The organism is Bradyrhizobium sp. CCGUVB23, assembly GCF_024199885.1.
Lineage (GTDB): Bacteria > Pseudomonadota > Alphaproteobacteria > Rhizobiales > Xanthobacteraceae > Bradyrhizobium.
The window spans coordinates 7409058-7426833 of the sequence record NZ_JANADQ010000001.1 but is presented as its reverse complement, the minus strand read 5'-3'; the positions used below and the strand labels follow the sequence as shown (position 1 = coordinate 7426833).

The following is a 17776-nucleotide window of genomic DNA, read 5'->3' as shown; positions in this document are numbered from 1 at the left end:
GACAATAGGTGACGGCAGAACGAAGGGTATGAGTAGCCGACGTGTTCAGATCCTGGTTGCGCTCGTCCTCACTGCGCTGTGGGGCGCCGCCATTTACGTCGCTCACGCGAACGGCCGTCTGCGGTTTCTCGATCGTCTCGAGGCGACGCTGACGGACTTGCGAACCTTGGCGCGCGGCGCGCAGCCTCCCCCCGATCTCGTCACCATCGTTGCGATCGACGACACCGTCGTGAAGCGCGGCGGCCGTTATCCGCTCCCTCGCGCCGACCTCGCGCGCGTCGTCGATGCCGTCGCGCAATTCAAGCCGAAGGTAATTGCCGTCGACCTCCTGCTGGTCGATCCAGGCGCCAGACTCGGCGATGCCATGCTGGCGCGTTCGCTCGCTGCCGGCCCAACGGTGCTTGCCGCCGCGGCGATCTTTCCAACCACCAGCGATACCGTGGCAAGGAGCAGCGAAGGGCCGCTCGCCGCCCTGCCCCAGGCCGAGCGTTTCCTGCTGCCGCTGCCGGCCTTCGCCGATCACGCCGAGGTCGGCATCGTCAATGTTGCGACGGGGCAGTCCGGCTCCCCGCTCTCGGTCCCGATGCTGTTCCGGACCGGCGACAAGGTTGAGCTGTCGTTTCCGCTGCGTGTTGCGAGCCGCGCGCTCGGCCAGCCGCTGACGATTGCGCCCGATCACCTGATGCTCGGCGATCGCACGGTTTCGACCGACACCGACTTTTCGCTACCGATTACATATTACGGCCCGCGCCGCACGATCCGCACGTTGAGCGCGCAGAACGTGTTCGACGGCACGCTCGATCGCGGGACAATCGAGAACCGGATCGTCGTGATCGGCGCATCGGTGTCCGGCGGCGGCGATTTCTTCCCGACGCCGTTCGACACCCTGATGCCCGGCGTCGAGGTCGTCTCGACCGCGATCACGCACCTCGTCGCCGGCGACGGCATCGTGCGCGACCGCAAGGTTCATGTCGCGGACGCATTCGCCGCGATCCTGCTGCCAATGGTCCTGGTGGGCCTGCTTGCCTGGCGGCGCAGCGCGATCGGCCTCATTGCTGCCGTGGTGGTGGTGATGGCGTGGGCCGCTCTCAACCTGTTCGCGTTCACGCACGGTGTCTGGCTCAACGCCGCAACCACGCTCGCGGCCGCGGTGCCGCCGGTTGCGATCTTTACCGGCGTGCAATTGTGGGCGGACAGCCGCAGGACGCAGTACCTGACAGCAAAGAGCAGGTCGCTGGCGCAATTCCAGGCACTCGCCGTACAGGAGTGGCTGGCGCGCGATCCCGATTTCCTCAGCGAGCCGGTTCGCCAGAATGCCGCCATCGTCTTCATCGACCTCTCCGGCTTCACTGCGCTCAGCGAACGTCTTGATCCGGACACGCTTCGCGAGCTGCTCAAGGCGTTTCATGCGCTGGTCGACAAGACGGCGGTCTCGTCCGGTGGAATGATCACCGGCTTCCTCGGCGACGGCGCCATGATCCTGTTCGGCCTGCCGCGCCCAACGCCTGACGACGCTGCGCGTGCCGTCAAATGCTCGCTCGAGCTGCACCGCGTTGTGAAAGACTGGATGGCATCGCTGCCAGCACCATACAGGGATCAGCTCGGCTTCAAGATCGGCGCGCATTTTGGTCCGATCGTCGCCTCGCGCCTCGGCGGAAGCCACCAGCACATCACCGCGACAGGCGACAACGTCAACGTGGCGAACCGGTTGATGGAGGTCGCCGCCCAGCACGATGCGCGGCTCGCGTTCAGCGATACCCTGCTGGACGCGGCCGACTTCCACGGTGATCCCCACGGCATTCTGACGGGACCGTTGCAGACGAAGGTTCGTGGCCGCGCCAGTGCGGTCACCGTCTGGTTCTGGCACGAAGAGCAGCAGCCGGGACAGACCGCGACTGAGGCCGACGCTGCGGGCTGCGAGCTCGAAACCCGTTACCGGGCTTCCGGCGGCGGCGAACGGTCGAGAACATCGCCTCTGGCGCCCTCCAGCAAATCGATCCCGTAGGTCTCGACGACAAACGGCCCCCGCTTGCGCTGCAATTCCGCAACGCGCGTCACCTGCGCGAAGATCTCGTTGAAGAAGGGGTGACCGCCGGCGCGGAGTTCGTCGACATAGAGCAGCTTGCCGGCCAAGAGTTTCGGATCGGGCTCGCCCATGTTGACCCAGCGGATACGCTGGTCCCGTTGGACCACGCAGGTGCCGCGCGGCAGATAGAAGGCGAGCCAGGCCGTGGTGCCGTAGTCCGGCGCCAGGATGCAGGTTGCGCCGGTCTTCGCGCGGACCGCCTCGATCTCGGATGCGAGCGCGCGCCAGCCGACGCCGACGCTGCGCACGGTGGCGTCGCGGCGATAGCCGGACAGCCAACCGGTATTGGCCTGCACGATGAGGGCCGCAAACATCGCGATGCCGGCGGGGGCCGTCCATTTCAGACAGAATGCGACAAGGTCCTGCTGTCGCGGCTTCCATCGCGCGATGTGGGCGGCGACCGCGGCCGCGACCGCGAAGGCAGGGTAGACCGGCGCGAACCAGTTCGCCTCGACGCGGGCATGCAGCGAATGCCAGACGAAATAGGCGACGATGGTCCAGAACATCGCCTCGATCAGCACGCGCGAGGCCAGCGCGCCGGCCCGTCGCCAGGTCAGCGCGTGCAGGCCCATCGCACCGAGGATGAAGACCAGGGGTGTTGCGAACGCGATCTGAGTCGGGATCAGCTCGGCGATGAAGACCGGACGGAAGTCCTCGATCCTCGCGCGCCCGAGCTGCTTTGCGAACGAGACCCAGTGATGATCCGCATTCCAGAGGATCACCGGCGAGAACAGCGCGAGCGCAACGAGGCCGCCGAGATAGGGCCAGGGCGACAGGAACCAGCGCCGCAGCTTCGGCACCGCCGCGAGCCAGATCAGGATCGCGGCGCCAAAGAACATCGCGGTGTACTTTGACAGCAGCGCCGCACCGACGGCCGCTCCAACCGCAAGCCACCATGCGCCGCGGCCGGTCTCCAGAACCTTGGCCAGGAAGAACAGCACGAAGCTGGAAGCAACCAGCAGCGGCGCATCCGGTGTCACGATCAGCGTACCGATGGAAGCCATCATGGTCACGTTGAGCAGAATGGCGCTGGTTGCGGCCACGCGCGCGCCGCCGAACAGGATCGCGGCGGCGCGGTAGACCGCATAGCTCATCGGCAGCGCGAGCAGGACCGAGACCAGCCGCACGCCGAGCTCGGTGTCCCCCGCGATCATGGTGCCGGCGCGGATGACGTAGGCGACCATCGGCGGGTGGTCGTAGTAGCCGCCCGCCAGGCTCTTCGACCACATCCAGTAATAGGCTTCGTCGAAGGTGATCGGCGTTAAGGCGGCAGCGACCAGCCGCAGCACGACGAGCGCGATGATCATCAGCGCGGTGTTACGGACGATCCGCGCGTCGGCCCCGCCCATGATGCGCTATTTCTTGCGCCAGACGAACAGTCCGGACATCGCGTAGTTCCACACCACGCCCATCAGCGCGCCGGCCATGCCGGCAAGCCACCAGATCGGCTCCTGGTCGTAGACCGAAAAGGCGACGCCGACATTGGCGAACAGGCCGACGCTACAGACGATGTAGAAGGCGATCAGGCCGCGCACGATCGCAAAGCCTTTCAGCCGCTGGTCGCGATAGGTGAGGAAGTTGTTGAGGATGAAGTTGCTGGTCATGGCGACGAGCGCGCCGGAGGCCTGCGCCTCCGCGAACGGCGCCTTGAAGATCTCGAGGGCGATGAAAAGCGTCGTGAGATGCACGACGAGGCCGATGCCGCCGACCATCGCGAACAGAAGGAAGCGCAGCGACACCGCGTCGTTGGTCAGCTTCGCCAGCACGAGGCCCAGGAAATCGAGCGCGACCATGGAATCGAGCTTGCTCTCGCCATGCTGGCGCGCGCCGAAGGTGTAGGGAATCTCGACGGTGCGCAAGCCGCCGCGCGCGGACGCGACGACATCGAGCAGGATCTTGAAGCCATGCACCGAGAGTTTTGGCGCCAGTTGCTCGAAGCGGTCGGTGCGGATCATGAAGAAGCCGCTCATGGGGTCGGCGATCTCGACCTGCAGCACCTGCCTGGCGACTTCGGTCGCAAGCGCGCTGGCGCCGGCGCGCTGCTTGTTGAAGCCTTCGCTCTTGTAGCCCTCGATGTAGCGGCTGCCGACGACGAGCTCGGCCTGCCCGCTCGCGAGCAGCGAGAGCATCTTCGGCAGTTGCGTCTCGTCATGCTGGAGATCGGCGTCGATCACGGCCGCATAGGGCGCGCTTGAGGCCAGAATGCCTTCGATGCAGGCGCCCGACAGGCCGCGGCGGCCGATGCGGCGGATGCAGCGCACGCGGCTGTCGCGCCTGGCGAGCGCGCGCACCACGTCCCAGGTTCCGTCGGGCGAATTGTCGTCGACGAACACCACCTCCCAGGCGATGCCGGCCAGCGTCGCCTCTAGCCGCCGGTACAGGACCGTGACGTTGTCACGCTCGTTGAAGGTGGGGACGACGACGGACAGCTCTGGCGACCGCGGACCCGATTGCGGGGCCTGGGGCAGGGTCTCGGGGGCTGGTCTGATCGCTTCGTTCATGACGGTGAGCGTATATCCGCCGCGTCCTGCGATGCCAAGCCGGGGTTTTGAGGGGAGCGCACCCAAAAAAGGGGTACAAAAATGCCAACGACCCCAGAATAACGAGCCGCGCGTACATCCGGCGCAGCCCAAGCTATTCCAAGGTCGTCCCGGCGCCGGAGCGGTGAGCTGCAACGTCGCCGTTATCAGCTAGATAGGAACGTCACTGGCCCTCCGCAAGAGGGCCGGCTTATTGGTTTGGCACTTCGCGGATGACCGGTCCGCGCGGAGCAGGCGCGGCCGGGGCCGCGGGTGCCGCGGCCGCAGGCTGGGCCGCCGCCTTCGGCTTCGGCGGCTTGCCGTATTGGCCGATGGGCCCGAACACGACGGCAACCGCCAGCACGATAGCTGCGACGATCGCGCCAAAAATGCCTCCGACCGACTCAGACGTCATCCTGCCCGTTCCCGCTCCGGTGAGCCCTTCTGATATCACGGAAGCGCAGCCAGCCGGAAGGGCCGCAGGTTCCGACGGTTAATTCGCAGCCAGCTAGCGCTGAGGTGTCCTGTGCTTGGCGAAGGCCGTCACGATGTCCTTCTGCGCCGATTCTACCGCCCTGTTCGCGGTCGCGAGATGAGCGCCAGCATCGATGTTGGGATATTGCATCGTCAGATAGTCGAGCAACGCCACCCGGTAATACTGCCGCTCTGAGGGACAGGCGCCGGCGACCGAGCGGGAAAAATCCTGTTCCGAGAGGCCCTGATTGCTGTCGCGTGAATATTCCCGCGCCAGGCAGTGCCAGTAGTCGTCGCGGCCCTGGATCGCCAGCTTGTGCGCCCCTCCAGCATCATCGTCATCGGCAACGGCAGCAGACGTCATCATGACCAGCGCCAGTGCGATCAGCATCCGCATCTTGTTCTCCTGTTATCGCGGTCGAATGACAATAGAGTCTTTGCAGATTTTGCAAAAGGACAAGTCATTTCGATGTCAATCGAAGACCGGTTCGCCCTGAGTTTTTACTGTCAGCTGGATTGTGCGACCCCTTGCGGCGAAATGTTTTTCCGCAGATGGCGTCATCATTTTGTGGCCAGCACTCCGACGGAATTGCTTCTGCATTCAGCACTCCCCCGCGCAGGTGCTTTCCCATTGCCCTCCCCTTCGATCCACAGATGCGCGCTCTTCGCAAGGGACTGATCGACGCTGGATTGAGGGTAAACCAATAAGACGAAGAGCTAGCTTGTCACGAGGTTTACGCGCTATGACGCCGACGACAAGCCGATATTGTCGGCCGATTCCTTCTATGTGATCGTCAAGAAGGATGGGTGCTGGTGAGCGCTGGTGCGATCAAGCTATGTCGGCATCACCGGCAAGAAGACCGCTTTCTGACGAACCCCACTCTCTCAACTGGAACGCAAGGAGCAGACGTCACATTGTGTGACGTCTTCTCATCGCCGCGGCGCATTTGACTAGACCTGCACCGAGGTCAGTTTCTTCAGGCAGCGTAGCGCAAACGACGACCGGCTGTGGCGGATGCCTGGGATGCGATAGAGCTTTTCGCGCAGAAACCGCTCGTAGCCGGCGGTGCTTTCAACGGCGACCTTCACGACGTAATCGTAATCGCCGGTGGTGAGATAGGCTTCGATCACTTCCGGCAAACTCGTGAGCAGTTGACCGAAACGTTCGAGCGCCTCCTCGTCGTGGCGATCGAGCGTCACCTCTATGATGACCGTTTCAGGCAGGCCGAGCTTGTCCTGATTGAGCAGCGCGACGTAGCCATCGATATAGCCCTGCGTCTCGAGGCGCTTCAGTCTATTCCAGCATGGTGTGGTGGAGAGGCCAATCCGGTCGGCGAGTTGCGCCGTGGTCAGGCGCGCATCCTGCTGCAAGGCGCGCAGGATCTTGCGATCGATCTCGTCGAGCCGAAGCGCATCCTTGCGCGGAGCCTTGACTGGCCCTGTGGCATGTCGGACTGGCGCCATACCAAGAACTCCATTCTGAGCCTATGGCCAATGTGCAGAAAACATATATCACATCTTCGCAGGATACCCAGATCAAAAGAACAACAATCCCGAACTTTGCCAGTACGATATACTAACAAAACGAGACACATGCGGTGTATTTTCTAGAGCTCCAGACCAGCGATATGCACGCCGCACTCGGCCGCCTGCTCGACCAGACGCGCGTCGCGGGACTTCGGCTCGTTGCCGTCAGCGCTCGGGCCGAAGCGAACGAATGCCGTATCTCGGCTTCCATAGACATTGATGATCGCGACGTCATCGACCGGCTCGCTCGCCGCGTCGACGCATTGTTCTGCATCGATGCAATTGAGGTGAGAGGTGAATGCCAATGCCCGAACCCAACCTCATGCGTGACGCCATGATCCCGCGGGGCGAGGCGGTTCAATCCGCGGAGCATGCGCCCCTGAAACTGCACGTGCCGGAGCCCGCGGTGCGCCCAGGCGGCACGCCCGATTTCTCGAACATCCGGATTCCCCGCGCAGGCCAGGTCGACCGTCCCGAAATCGACGTGGACGCCGAGGCGATCCGCGACCTCGCCTTCTCTGTCATCCGCGTGCTCAACCGCGAGGGCAAAGCCGTCGGTCCATGGGCGGGCACGCTCTCTGACAGCGAATTGCTCGAGGGCCTTCGGCACATGATGACTTTGCGCGCGTTCGATGCGCGCATGCAGATGGCGCAGCGCCAGGGCAAGACGTCTTTCTACATGCAGCATATGGGCGAAGAGGCCGTGAGCTGCGCCTTCCGCAGGGCGCTCCTGCCGGGCGACATGAATTTTCCGACCTACCGCCAGGCGGGACTTCTGATCGCCGGTGGCTACTCGCTGGTCGACATGGCCAACCAGATCTACTCGAACACGCACGATCCCCTGAAGGGACGTCAGCTGCCCGTGATGTATTCCTCGCGGGAGCACGGCTTCTTCTCGATCTCCGGCAATCTCGCTACCCAGTACATCCAGGCGGTCGGCTGGGCGATGGCATCTGCGATCAAGAACGATACCAAGATCGCCGTTGCGTGGATCGGCGACGGCGCAACCGCCGAGTCCGACTTCCACGCGGCGCTGGTGTTCGCTTCGACCTATCGCGCGCCGGTCGTGCTCAACATCGTCAACAATCAGTGGGCCATCTCGACCTTCCAGGGCATCGCACGCGGCGGCTCCGGCACGTTCGCGGCACGCGGTCTTGGCTTCGGCATTCCGGCGCTGCGCGTCGACGGCAACGATTACCTTGCGGTCCATGCCGTCGCGAAATGGGCCTGCGAGCGTGCACGCCGCAATCTCGGCCCGACCCTGATCGAACACGTGACCTATCGCGTCGGCGCGCATTCCACCTCCGACGATCCCGCGGGCTATCGGCCGAAGACGGAATCCGAGGCATGGCCGTTGGGCGATCCCGTGATCCGGCTCAAGAACCATTTGATCGTTCGCGGTGTCTGGTCGGAGGAACGGCATAAGCAGACGGAGGCCGAGATCCTCGACACCGTGACCTCGGCACAGAAGGAGGCCGAAAGCTACGGCACGCTTCATTCCGAGCAACGTCCATCCGCGCGCGACATGTTCGAGGGCGTATTCGCGGCGATGCCGCCGCATCTGCGCCGCCAGCGCCAGGAAGCGGGAGTCTGAAACGTGCCACGGCGGACAATGATCGAAGCGATCCGGGACGCCATGGACGTGATGATGTCGCGCGATGACGATGTCGTCGTGTTCGGCGAGGACGTCGGCTATTTCGGCGGGGTATTCCGGGCAAGCCAGGGCCTGCAGGCGAAATATGGTACGAGCCGTTGTTTCGATACGCCGATCAGCGAGCTCGGCATCGTCGGTATCGCCGTCGGCATGGCCGCTTACGGCCTGAAACCCTGTGTCGAAATCCAGTTCGCGGATTACATGTATCCGGCCTACGACCAGATCGTCTCCGAGGCGGCGCGGCTGCGCTATCGCTCCAACGGCCAGTTCACCTGCCCTCTCGTGGTGCGGATGCCAACCGGTGGCGGCATTTTCGGCGGCCAGACGCATAGCCAGAGCCCGGAAGCGTTGTTCACCCATGTCTGCGGTATCAAGACGGTGGTGCCCTCGAATCCCCGCGACGCCAAGGGTCTCCTGATCTCGGCTATCGAGGACCCCGATCCCGTGATCTTCCTCGAGCCGAAGCGGCTCTATAACGGCCCATTCGACGGCCATCATGATCGGCCGGTCACGCCATGGTCGAAGCACGATCTCGGCGAGGTCGACGACGGACATTTTGCCATTCCGCTCGGCAGCGCCGCGATCCGCCGGCCGGGCAAAGCCGTCACCATTCTCGCCTATGGGACGATGGTGCACGTCGCCGAGACTGCGGCAACCGAAACCGGTGTCGACGCCGAGATCATCGATCTTCGCACACTGCTGCCGCTCGATCTCGATACCATCGAAAGCTCCGTCAAGAAGACCGGACGTTGCGTTATCGTGCACGAGGCGACACTGACCTCAGGTTTCGGTGCCGAGCTCTGCGCACTCGTTCAGACGCGATGCTTCTATCATCTGGAAGCGCCGATCGCGCGTGTCGCCGGCTGGGACACGCCCTACCCGCACGCGCAGGAATGGGACTACTTCCCCGGACCCGCGCGGATCGGCCGTGCGCTGATCGAAACGCTGGAGGCGTGAGATGGCGGAACGCGCCGTCAAGCTGCCCGACGTCGGCGAAGGCATCGCGGAAGCCGAACTCGTGGAATGGCACGTGAAGGTCGGCGACATCGTGCGCGAGGACGCCGTGCTCGGTGCAGTCATGACCGACAAGGCGACGGTGGAAATCCCCTCGCCCGCCGAAGGCCGCGTCATCTGGCTCGCCGGGCATGTGGGCGATGTGCTCGCCATTGGTTCGGACTTCGTTCGGCTGGAAGTTGAAGGCAAGGCCGAGCCACCGGCCGAGATGAAGACGACCAAAACAGTCGCTCAACCTGTGGCCGCGACACCGCTTCGGCCAGCGGTTGCGGAACCTCCCGGCGAGCAAACCAAGCCGCTGGCTTCCCCAGCGGTCCGCTTGCGCGCGCGTGAAGCAGGCCTCGACCTGCGCCAGATACAGGGCACGGGTCCTGCCGGGCGCATCACCTATGCCGATCTCGACGCCCATCTTGCGCACAGTTCCGTCGGTGCCGCGGCGACCACATACCTGACGAAGTCCAGCGTCGAAGACATCAAGATCGCCGGTCTCCGCCGCAAGATCGCGGAGAAGATGTCGATCGCGAACTCGCGCATCCCCCACATCACCTATGTCGAGGAGATCGACGTCACCGCACTTGAGGATCTACGTGGCAAGCTTAATGGCCAGCAACGGCCCGGCAAGCCGAAGCTGACCTTGCTTCCATTCCTCATGCGCGCGATGGTCCGCGCGATCGCCCAACAGCCGATGCTGAATGCCCATTTCGACGACGAGGCCGGCATCGTGCACCGACATGACGGCGTCCACATCGGGATCGCCACGCAGACACAAAATGGCCTGGTGGTGCCGGTGGTTCGACATGCTGAATCGCGCGACATCTGGAGTTGTGCCGCGGAGGTCGCTCGGCTCGCCGAAGCGGCTCGGAAAGGCAGCGCCTCGCGCGACGAACTCAGCGGCTCGACCATCACGATCACGTCCCTCGGGGCCATGGGCGGGCTTGCGACCACCCCCATCATCAATCATCCCGAGGTCGCGATCATCGGCGTCAACCGCATCGCCGTCCGTCCACATTGGGACGGCGCGGCCTTCGTACCGCGCCAGATGATGAACCTGTCGTCCAGCTTCGATCATCGCGTGATCGACGGTTTTGATGCCGCGCAGTTCGTGCAGCGAATCAAGACGCAGCTCGAGACGCCCGCCATGATCTTCATTGACGCATAGAGCGATGAACGAGATCACCTGCAAGCTCCTTGTCATCGGCGCGGGCCCCGGCGGCTACACCTGCGCGATCCGTGCCGGCCAGCTCGGCATCGACACGATCATTGTCGAAGCTGAAAAGCCGGGTGGCACCTGTCTTAACGTCGGCTGCATTCCCTCGAAGGCGTTAATCCACGCGGCCGCCGAGTATGAAACCGTTGCGCAGGCCGCGGATAGAAACAGCGTACTCGGCATTTCCACGGCGAAGCCGTCGCTCGACTTCGCCAAGACCATCGCCTGGAAGGACAATATCGGCCGGCGCCTGAACGGGGGCGTGGCCGGTCTCTTGAGGCGAGCAGGCGTCAGGCTCGTGGCCGGATATGCCCGTTTCCGGGACGGCAAGACCGTCGAAGTCGAAACCCAATCTGGTCCGCAAATGATCCGTGCCGAAACGGTGGTGATCGCGACAGGTTCCGAACCGGTTGCGCTGCCGTTTCTTCCCTTCGGCGCCCGCGTGATCTCGTCGACCGAGGCGTTGGCGCTCACCGAAATCCCAAAGAAGCTTGTTGTTGTTGGCGGCGGCTATATCGGCCTTGAGCTCGGCACGGCATTCGCCAAGCTGGGCGCGGCCGTTACCGTGGTCGAGGCCGCACCGCGTATTCTGCCCCAATATGACGGCGACCTGAGCGATCCGGTCGCCAGGCGCTTACGAGCGCTCGGCGTCTCGGTTCTGACAGGCGCGAAGGCAAAAGCACTCGTCGCTGATGGCACGGCGCTTGAAATCGAAACCGCCGGCGGCGAGCGGAAAACGCTTGATGTCGACAAGATTCTTGTCACGGTCGGCCGCAGGCCCGCGACCTCCGGCTTTGGCCTTGAACTTCTTGATCTCGACATGGATGCCCCCTTCATCCGGATCGACGACAAATGCCGCACCTCGATGCGCGGCATCTCGGCAATCGGCGACGTCACGGGAGACCCAATGCTCGCGCATCGTGCGATGGCGCAAGGTGAGATGGTGGCTGAGATCGTCGCCGGCCACCGCCGCGCCTGGGACCGGATTTCGATTCCGGCGATCTGCTTCACCGACCCCGAGATCGTCACCGTCGGCCTGTCACCAAGCGAGGCGGGCCAGACCGGTTTCGACATCAAGACCGACCTGTTTCCGTTCAAGGCCAATGGCCGTGCCCTGACCCTGGATCGTGAGGATGGCTTCATCCGGACCGTGGCACGCGCCGACAACCATGTCCTGCTCGGCATCCAGGGCGTCGGTGCGGGCATTGCCGAGCTTTCAGCAGCCTTCAGCCTTGCGCTGGAGATGGGCGCGCGCCTCGAGGATATCGCGGGGACGATCCATGCGCACCCGACCCAAAGCGAGGGCTTCCACGAGGCCGCGCTGAAATCGCTGGGGCACGCAATTCATATTTAACGTACGGGCGAGGCCTCCGTGTGTGCAGCGCGCATCATGGCCCATGTAGCGATCGGCCATAGCCGTCCGCAACATGGAGACGAAGCGGTCTCGCCGAGGTCGTCTCATGTGAACGAGCCTGAGAGCCAAAGCGCTGCGGCTCATCAAAAATTGCTGATTATCCAGCAGCTTAGCTCGATGTAAAACTATATGCAGAAGAAAGGAGTTTATGTCACTGTCAAAACTATTCAAAACTATATTGTCTCTCGATAATCGCAGATCCCGATGACGAGCTTAGACGGGGCGCCGCAACTGGCCAATCAGATCTGGTTTGATTAGGATGAAGGCCATCCCCTCATTCGCGCGAGATCCTCCGGTGGCCAAAGCAAAAACCGCGTCGCAAAAATCGGGCAACATCTTCATCGGCATCGGCGGCTGGACTTTCGAGCCCTGGCGCGGCGTATTCTATCCGGAGAAGCTCACGCAGGCGAAGGAGCTGTCCTATGCCGCATCGAAGCTGACCTCGATCGAGATCAACGGCACCTATTACGGCTCGCAGAAGCCGGAGAGCTTTCGCAAATGGGCCTCCGAAGTGCCCGACGGCTTCGTCTTCTCGGTCAAGGGACCGCGCTTTGCCACCAACCGGAGGGTGCTGGCGGAGGCCGGCGACTCCATCAAACGCTTCTACGATTCCGGCGTGCTGGAGCTGCGCGACCGCCTTGGCCCCGTGCTGTGGCAGTTCGCGCCGACCAAGAAGTTCGACGGCGCCGATTTCGGCAAGTTCCTGGAGCTGTTGCCGCGCAAGCTCGATGGCCGCGCGCTGCGCCATGTGGTCGAAGTCCGGCACGACAGCTTCTGCACGCCCGACTTCGTCGCGCTGCTGCGCGAGTTTGAGACGCCCGTGGTATTCGCCGAGCACGGCAAATATCCGGCGATTGCGGACGTCGTCAGCGATTTCGTCTATGCGCGGCTTCAGAAGGGCAATGACGAGCTGAAGACCTGCTATCCGCCCAGGGATCTCGATGCCTGGGGCAAGCGGTTTCAGGCCTGGGCCTCGGGTAGTGAACCGGATGACCTGCCGAAAGTTGACAAGGCAAAGCCCAAGAAGGAGCCGCGCGACGTGTTCGCCTATGTCATCCACGAGGGCAAGGTGCGCGCGCCGGCCGGCGCCATGGAACTGATCGCGCGGGTCGCCTGAGGTTTTGGCATGGCCAAAGCGAAAAAGCTCTTCACCATCGGCTATGAGCAGACACCGCCCAAGGCGGTGCTGGACGAGCTCGAGCATGCCGGCGTCAAGCTGCTGGTCGACGTGCGCGCGGTGACGTCGTCGCGCCGGCCGGGCTTTTCCAAGAAGCAGCTCGCGGCGGGGCTCGACGAGCGCGGCATCGCCTATGTCCACCTCGCGGCCCTCGGCACGCCCAAAGAAGGGCGGCTCGCCGCGCGCAGCGGCGAGTATGCGGTGCTCGAGAAGATCTACTCAAAGCACCTGAAGACGCCGCAGGCCAAGGAAGAGCTCGACGAATTGTCTGCGCTGGTGAAGAAAGCGGGTCCAGTCTGCCTGCTCTGCTACGAGCGCGACCACACTCACTGCCATCGCCAGATGATCGCCGAGATCATCGAGGAGCGCGACGGGGTGAAGGTGGAGAATTTGGTGGGACGGCAGATTTGACCGCCATTCCACTCTGGCTGTCATTCCGGGGCGCGACGAAGTCGCGAGCCCGGAATCCATTCATCCGCGAACTCTGCGGCCCGATGGATTCCAGGCTCAGCGCTTCGCGCTGCCCCGGAATGACGAGTTGAGAGAGCTTAGCCCTCCGCCGCCAAGCGGAACGTTCCTTCCATCATCTGCACGCACTGGCCGCCGACGTGAGAGGACAGCAGCGCGCCGTTCTGTTTCACCACGCGCGTCAGCAGGATGCTCGGCCTGCCCATGTCAAAGCCCTGGCCGATCGTGAGTTTCAGCTCACCGTCGCGCTGGGGATCGAGATCGGCAAACAAGGCGGCCGCGGCGACCGTGGCACTGCCGGTTGCGGGGTCCTCGATCAGGCCGCTGGCGCCGGGGAAGAACATCCGCGCCTGGAGATCACAAGGTTTCTCCGCCGCTGGCACGTCGCGCGTGTAGAAATAAACCGCGAAGGCGCCGTCGCGCGGCAACACCCGGCCAAACGCGGCAGCGTCGGGCTTCGCCCGTCGTACTGCATCGCGCGAGCGCACTTCCGCCACCACGAACGGCGTTCCGACGCCGACGACCTGCGGCGCATGGCGATCGATCTTAATGTCATTCGCAGTCAATGAGATGCAGGCCGCGACGTCCTCGGCCGAAAGCTGCGCGAAGCGCGACAGCGGCTGCGGCGCGGTGAGCTCGGTGCTAACCACGCGGCCCTGCTCCCTAAAAATGTCGACCGCCACGAGCCCTGCCTTCTCTTCGAATAGCAGGCGCGACTTCGGCTCCTTCGCGAGGCTCGCTAGCACGAAGGAAGTGCCGACATTGGGATGACCGGCGAAGGGAATTTCCCTCACCGGCGTGAAGATGCGCACCTCCGCATCATTGGCCTTGTCGCGCGGCGGCAGCACGAAGGTGGTCTCGGAATAGTTGAACTCGGTCGCGATCGCCTGCATCTGCTGCGTCGACAGCCCGCCGGCATCGAGCACGACGGCAAGCTGGTTGCCGCCGAAGGCGCGGTTGGTGAACACGTCGACGGTGATGTAGCGGCGTTGCATCTTTCTTCCCTCACGCAAAGTGCAGCCTCAACCGGCTGCATCGGCCTGCATGTTACAGGCCGACGCCAGCAGCCGTCATGCCCCAAAACTCGGAGCACTCGGTGCAATCGCGCGAGATTCTTGTTTGAGCATGATCTCTTCGGAAAACCGCTTCACACTTTTCCGGATCATGCTCTAGAAGCGGAAGAGTGGTCGCGGCGAGGCAAGCACCTGCGCGCGCTCGTCCTTATCCGTGACGAGCTCGTCGAGGAAGCGGCGGTTCTTCTCGTAGACCTGCGTCGCCTCGAACTGTGTGTGCGGCCAGTCGCTGCCCCACAACAGACGGTCGAGACCGTAAGCTGTGCGCAGCGGCGGGTACGCTTCCTTCGCAAAACTCTCGCCGGCCGCACCGTTGCGGTACGGCGCGGAGATCTTGACCCAGACGTTTCTGGTCGCACCCAGCTTCAGCACCGACTGGAAGCCGGGATCGGCGACGCCGAGTTTTGGATCGGGCAGCGTGAAGTGATCGAGCACGACGGTGATGCCGCGATCGAGAAGCTGCGGCGCGAGCGCTGCGAGATCGGAAGCGTTGCGCTGGATCTCGACCTGCCAGCCCAGCGATTTGACCGATGCGAGCAGCGCCTTCCATTCTGGCGCAGCGAGATCCGGCAAGGGCTGGCCGACGAGGTTGAGACGGATGCCGACGACGCCGGCGCGGTCGAGCGTGGCAAGCTCCTCGGCAGGAACCGCGGGATCGACGACGGCGATGCCACGCAGCCGGCCGCCGGTCGCCTTCAGGCATTCGACGAGATAGGAATTGTCAGTGCCGAGAAAGCTTGGTTGCACCAGCACGCCGTTGGTCATGCCGTTGCGATCGAGCTGTTGCAGATAGAGATCGAGCGGCGCGTCATAGTCCGGCGCGTAACGCCGGCCTGGCGCGAGCTTGAGGCCACGGTGAAAGACGTGGGCGTGGGTATCGATCGTAGGCATGGTCACCTCACCTACCGCCCTGCCCGCAGCGGCGGTCACCGCCACAAGGGCAGCAGCGCCCACGCCGAATTGACGGCGCGTAAGGCCGCGTTCGCTTGTCATCATGTTCGTTACTCCACATTCGCAGGTCAGGCGCGCGTGCCGGCTACGGCCTGCTCAAAAACCTTGCCGCGGGTTTCTGGCAGCAGCAGCACCGCGATCAACACCAGCGAATAGGCAAAGGCCGCATCGATGCCGATCGCCGGCCCGAGGCCGATGTGGTCACTGAGATACCCGACGAGGAACGGGAACGCGGCGGAAACGACGCGGCCGAAATTGTAGCAGAAGCCGACGCCGGTGCCGCGCACGCCCGCGGGATAGAGCTCGCTGAACAGCGCGGCCATGCTCGCCGGAATGCCCGCGGAGAAGAAGCCGAGGGGAAAGCCCAGCACCAGCATCTGCGAATTGGAGAGCGGCGCAAAGATGTAGATCAGCACGGTGACAATGCAGGCGGTGGCGAAGAATGCAACATTCGCGCGTCGCCCGATGCGGTCGCTGATGATGCCGCTCATCACGCAGCCGCAGAAGAAAGCGATGATGATGACGGCAAGATAGCCGCTCGAACCCAGCACCGACAAATGCCGCACCTCGCGAAGATAGGTCGGCAGGAACGTCGTCAGCGCGGCGTAGCCGCCATGCGCGCCGGTGCCGAAGAGACCACCGATCAGCGTCGCGCGCAGCACGTCGCGATGGAAGATGCCGCCGAGCGTGGCGAAGAACGGCGGCTGGGCTGCACTCGGTGCCGCGCGCTGCGGCTCCTTCAGGCCGCGGCGGATGAAGATGATCAGGAGCGCGGGTAACAGTCCGATCGCGAACAGGATCCGCCAGGCGATATCCGCCGGCGCATAGGTGAAGACCAGCGCCGACAGCAGCACGGCTGCGCCCCAGCCCACCGCCCAGGCGCTCTGCACCGAGCCGAGCGCCTTGCCGCGGTGCTCGGGGCGGATGATCTCGGCCATCAGCACCGCGCCGCAGGCCCATTCGGCTCCGAAGCCGAGGCCCTGAATGGCCTTGAGCACCAGGAGCTGGGTAAAGCTCATCGCGAAAGCGCAGGCGAAGGTCGCAAGCGCGAAGGTCGCGACCGTGATCTGGAGCGCCTTCACGCGCCCGAAGCGGTCGCCGAGCGCGCCGCCGATCCAGCCGCCGAACGCACCGAAGAACAGCGTGATCGAGCCGAGCAGGCCGGCGTCGGCCTTGCTGATTCCGAAGGCTGCGATCAGCGCAGGGATCGCAAGGCCGAACATCTGGACGTCGAGCGCATCGAGCGCCCAGCCGCCGAAGCTTGCCCAGAAGGTGCGCCGCTCCAGCGGCGAGCTTTCGCTGTACCAGTTTGCCATCGTCTCTCCCCTGAATTCTTTGATTGCTTGATGTATGTGACGCCCGCGCTCACCGGATCTCGGCGTGGTAGCGGAAGCGATTGGCCGGCCCACGCGAGCGGCGCCATTCGATCGGACGCCGTTCGAGATCGAGCGCGAGACGCTCGATGACGATAAGCGGCGCGTGGGCCTCGAGCCGCAGCAGGCGGGCCTGCATCTCGCTCGCGGTCTCGACGGTGAGGATTTCCTCCGCCGACACCACCACCTCGCCGCAGCGCTCCTCATAGAGCGGATAAAGCAGGTCGCCGAACTCGGACGGATCAATGTCGAGGATCGCCGCGAAGCGCGATCGTTGCAGCCAGATTTCTTCGGCGAGCAGCGGCACGTCGTCGATCAGACGCAGGCGCGACAGACTGATCACGGGCTCGCCGACGGGGATGCGCAGCGCGGATGCAACGGCGGAGGTCGCCGGCACGCATTTCCGCCTGAGGATGCGGCTCTGCGGCACGCGGCGCTCGCCGCTCTCGGACTGGAAGCGGAAGAAGCGGAACAGCGAGGAGTTGAAGCGCGCGCGGCGAACGAAAGTGCCGCGGCCCTGCTGGCGCTCCAGCACGGTGTCGCTGACCAGCTGATCGATCGCCTTGCGCACCGTGCCGATCGCGACGCTGTAGTGCGCGGCGAGCTCGGCTTCGGACGGGATCGGCTCGCCCGGCCGCCATTCATTGCGATTGATCCGCGCGGCGAGATCGTCGCGCAGGCGCTGATAGCGAGGCAGGCGGTCGTCGAGCGGGGTTGAATTCATATAGTCATATATATGACTAGATGAAATGAGAGTCAAGCGCTACTATGATACCTCCGTCGACCAAACCAAACATTCCGTCATTCCGGGGCGGCTCGAAGAGCCGAACCCGGAATCT

Annotated in this window: 17 protein-coding genes; 7 read left to right on the top strand and 10 right to left on the bottom strand. The window is 63.9% G+C overall.

Annotated elements, in window-relative coordinates; translation table 11 throughout:
- The first annotated feature begins 28 nt into the window (after positions 1-28).
- On the top strand, positions 29-2005 hold the full coding sequence (locus NLN62_RS34440; RefSeq protein WP_254111742.1) for a CHASE2 domain-containing protein: 1977 nt from the start codon (positions 29-31) through the stop codon (positions 2003-2005).
- Here NLN62_RS34440 and NLN62_RS34435 read toward each other — a convergent pair.
- The 6 genes from NLN62_RS34435 to NLN62_RS34410 form a co-directional block, all read right to left on the bottom strand.
- Complete coding sequence (locus tag NLN62_RS34435; protein ID WP_254111741.1) at positions 1933-3435, bottom strand: glycosyltransferase family 39 protein; 1503 nt, start codon at positions 3433-3435, stop codon at positions 1933-1935. The two genes, NLN62_RS34440 and NLN62_RS34435, sit on opposite strands and share 73 nt — an antisense overlap.
- Positions 3436-3441: 6 nt before the next feature.
- Entirely contained in the window at positions 3442-4587 is a 1146-nt protein-coding gene (locus tag NLN62_RS34430; protein ID WP_254111740.1) for a glycosyltransferase family 2 protein, read from the bottom strand.
- 229 nt (positions 4588-4816) lie between these two features.
- Complete coding sequence (locus NLN62_RS34425; RefSeq protein ID WP_027525293.1) at positions 4817-5020, bottom strand: hypothetical protein; 204 nt, start codon at positions 5018-5020, stop codon at positions 4817-4819.
- 93 nt (positions 5021-5113) lie between these two features.
- Entirely contained in the window at positions 5114-5476 is a 363-nt protein-coding gene (locus NLN62_RS34420) for a hypothetical protein (protein ID WP_027525294.1), read from the bottom strand.
- Positions 5477-6030: 554 nt separating this feature from the next.
- Complete coding sequence (locus NLN62_RS34415) at positions 6031-6543, bottom strand: Lrp/AsnC family transcriptional regulator (RefSeq protein WP_051389911.1); 513 nt, start codon at positions 6541-6543, stop codon at positions 6031-6033.
- A 143-nt stretch (positions 6544-6686) separates the two neighbouring features.
- Complete coding sequence (locus tag NLN62_RS34410) at positions 6687-6911, bottom strand: hypothetical protein (protein ID WP_027525296.1); 225 nt, start codon at positions 6909-6911, stop codon at positions 6687-6689.
- A 29-nt stretch (positions 6912-6940) separates the two neighbouring features.
- Between NLN62_RS34410 and NLN62_RS34405 the strand changes: the two genes are divergently transcribed.
- From NLN62_RS34405 to NLN62_RS34380, 6 genes are all read left to right on the top strand, one after another.
- Positions 6941-8200, top strand: a complete 1260-nt coding sequence (locus NLN62_RS34405; protein WP_254113792.1) for a 3-methyl-2-oxobutanoate dehydrogenase (2-methylpropanoyl-transferring) subunit alpha — start codon at positions 6941-6943, stop codon at positions 8198-8200.
- Between the two features lie 3 nt (positions 8201-8203).
- Complete coding sequence (locus NLN62_RS34400; RefSeq protein ID WP_254111739.1) at positions 8204-9217, top strand: alpha-ketoacid dehydrogenase subunit beta; 1014 nt, start codon at positions 8204-8206, stop codon at positions 9215-9217.
- 1 nt (position 9218) lies between these two features.
- Positions 9219-10433 (top strand): dihydrolipoamide acetyltransferase family protein, encoded by a 1215-nt coding sequence (locus NLN62_RS34395; RefSeq protein WP_254111738.1) that lies wholly within the window; start codon positions 9219-9221, stop codon positions 10431-10433.
- Positions 10434-10437: 4 nt separating this feature from the next.
- Positions 10438-11835: a dihydrolipoyl dehydrogenase gene (lpdA, locus tag NLN62_RS34390; RefSeq protein WP_254111737.1), complete on the top strand. Its 1398-nt coding sequence runs from the start codon at positions 10438-10440 to the stop codon at positions 11833-11835.
- A 319-nt stretch (positions 11836-12154) separates the two neighbouring features.
- A complete protein-coding gene (locus NLN62_RS34385; protein ID WP_371933056.1) occupies positions 12155-13012 on the top strand; it encodes a DUF72 domain-containing protein in 858 nt (285 codons plus the stop codon).
- A gap of 9 nt (positions 13013-13021) precedes the next feature.
- Complete coding sequence (locus NLN62_RS34380; RefSeq protein ID WP_027525302.1) at positions 13022-13483, top strand: DUF488 family protein; 462 nt, start codon at positions 13022-13024, stop codon at positions 13481-13483.
- 137 nt (positions 13484-13620) lie between these two features.
- On the opposite strand, the gene NLN62_RS34375 is transcribed toward NLN62_RS34380, so the two are convergent.
- From NLN62_RS34375 to NLN62_RS34360, 4 genes are all read right to left on the bottom strand, one after another.
- Positions 13621-14535 (bottom strand): PhzF family phenazine biosynthesis protein, encoded by a 915-nt coding sequence (locus NLN62_RS34375; protein ID WP_027525303.1) that lies wholly within the window; start codon positions 14533-14535, stop codon positions 13621-13623.
- A 174-nt stretch (positions 14536-14709) separates the two neighbouring features.
- Positions 14710-15609 (bottom strand): amidohydrolase, encoded by a 900-nt coding sequence (locus tag NLN62_RS34370; RefSeq protein WP_254111736.1) that lies wholly within the window; start codon positions 15607-15609, stop codon positions 14710-14712.
- A gap of 23 nt (positions 15610-15632) precedes the next feature.
- Positions 15633-16880, bottom strand: a complete 1248-nt coding sequence (locus NLN62_RS34365; protein ID WP_254111735.1) for an MFS transporter — start codon at positions 16878-16880, stop codon at positions 15633-15635.
- 49 nt (positions 16881-16929) lie between these two features.
- Positions 16930-17661, bottom strand: coding sequence for a GntR family transcriptional regulator (locus NLN62_RS34360; protein WP_254111734.1), 732 nt, complete (start codon positions 17659-17661; stop codon positions 16930-16932).
- Positions 17662-17776: the final 115 nt, after the last annotated feature.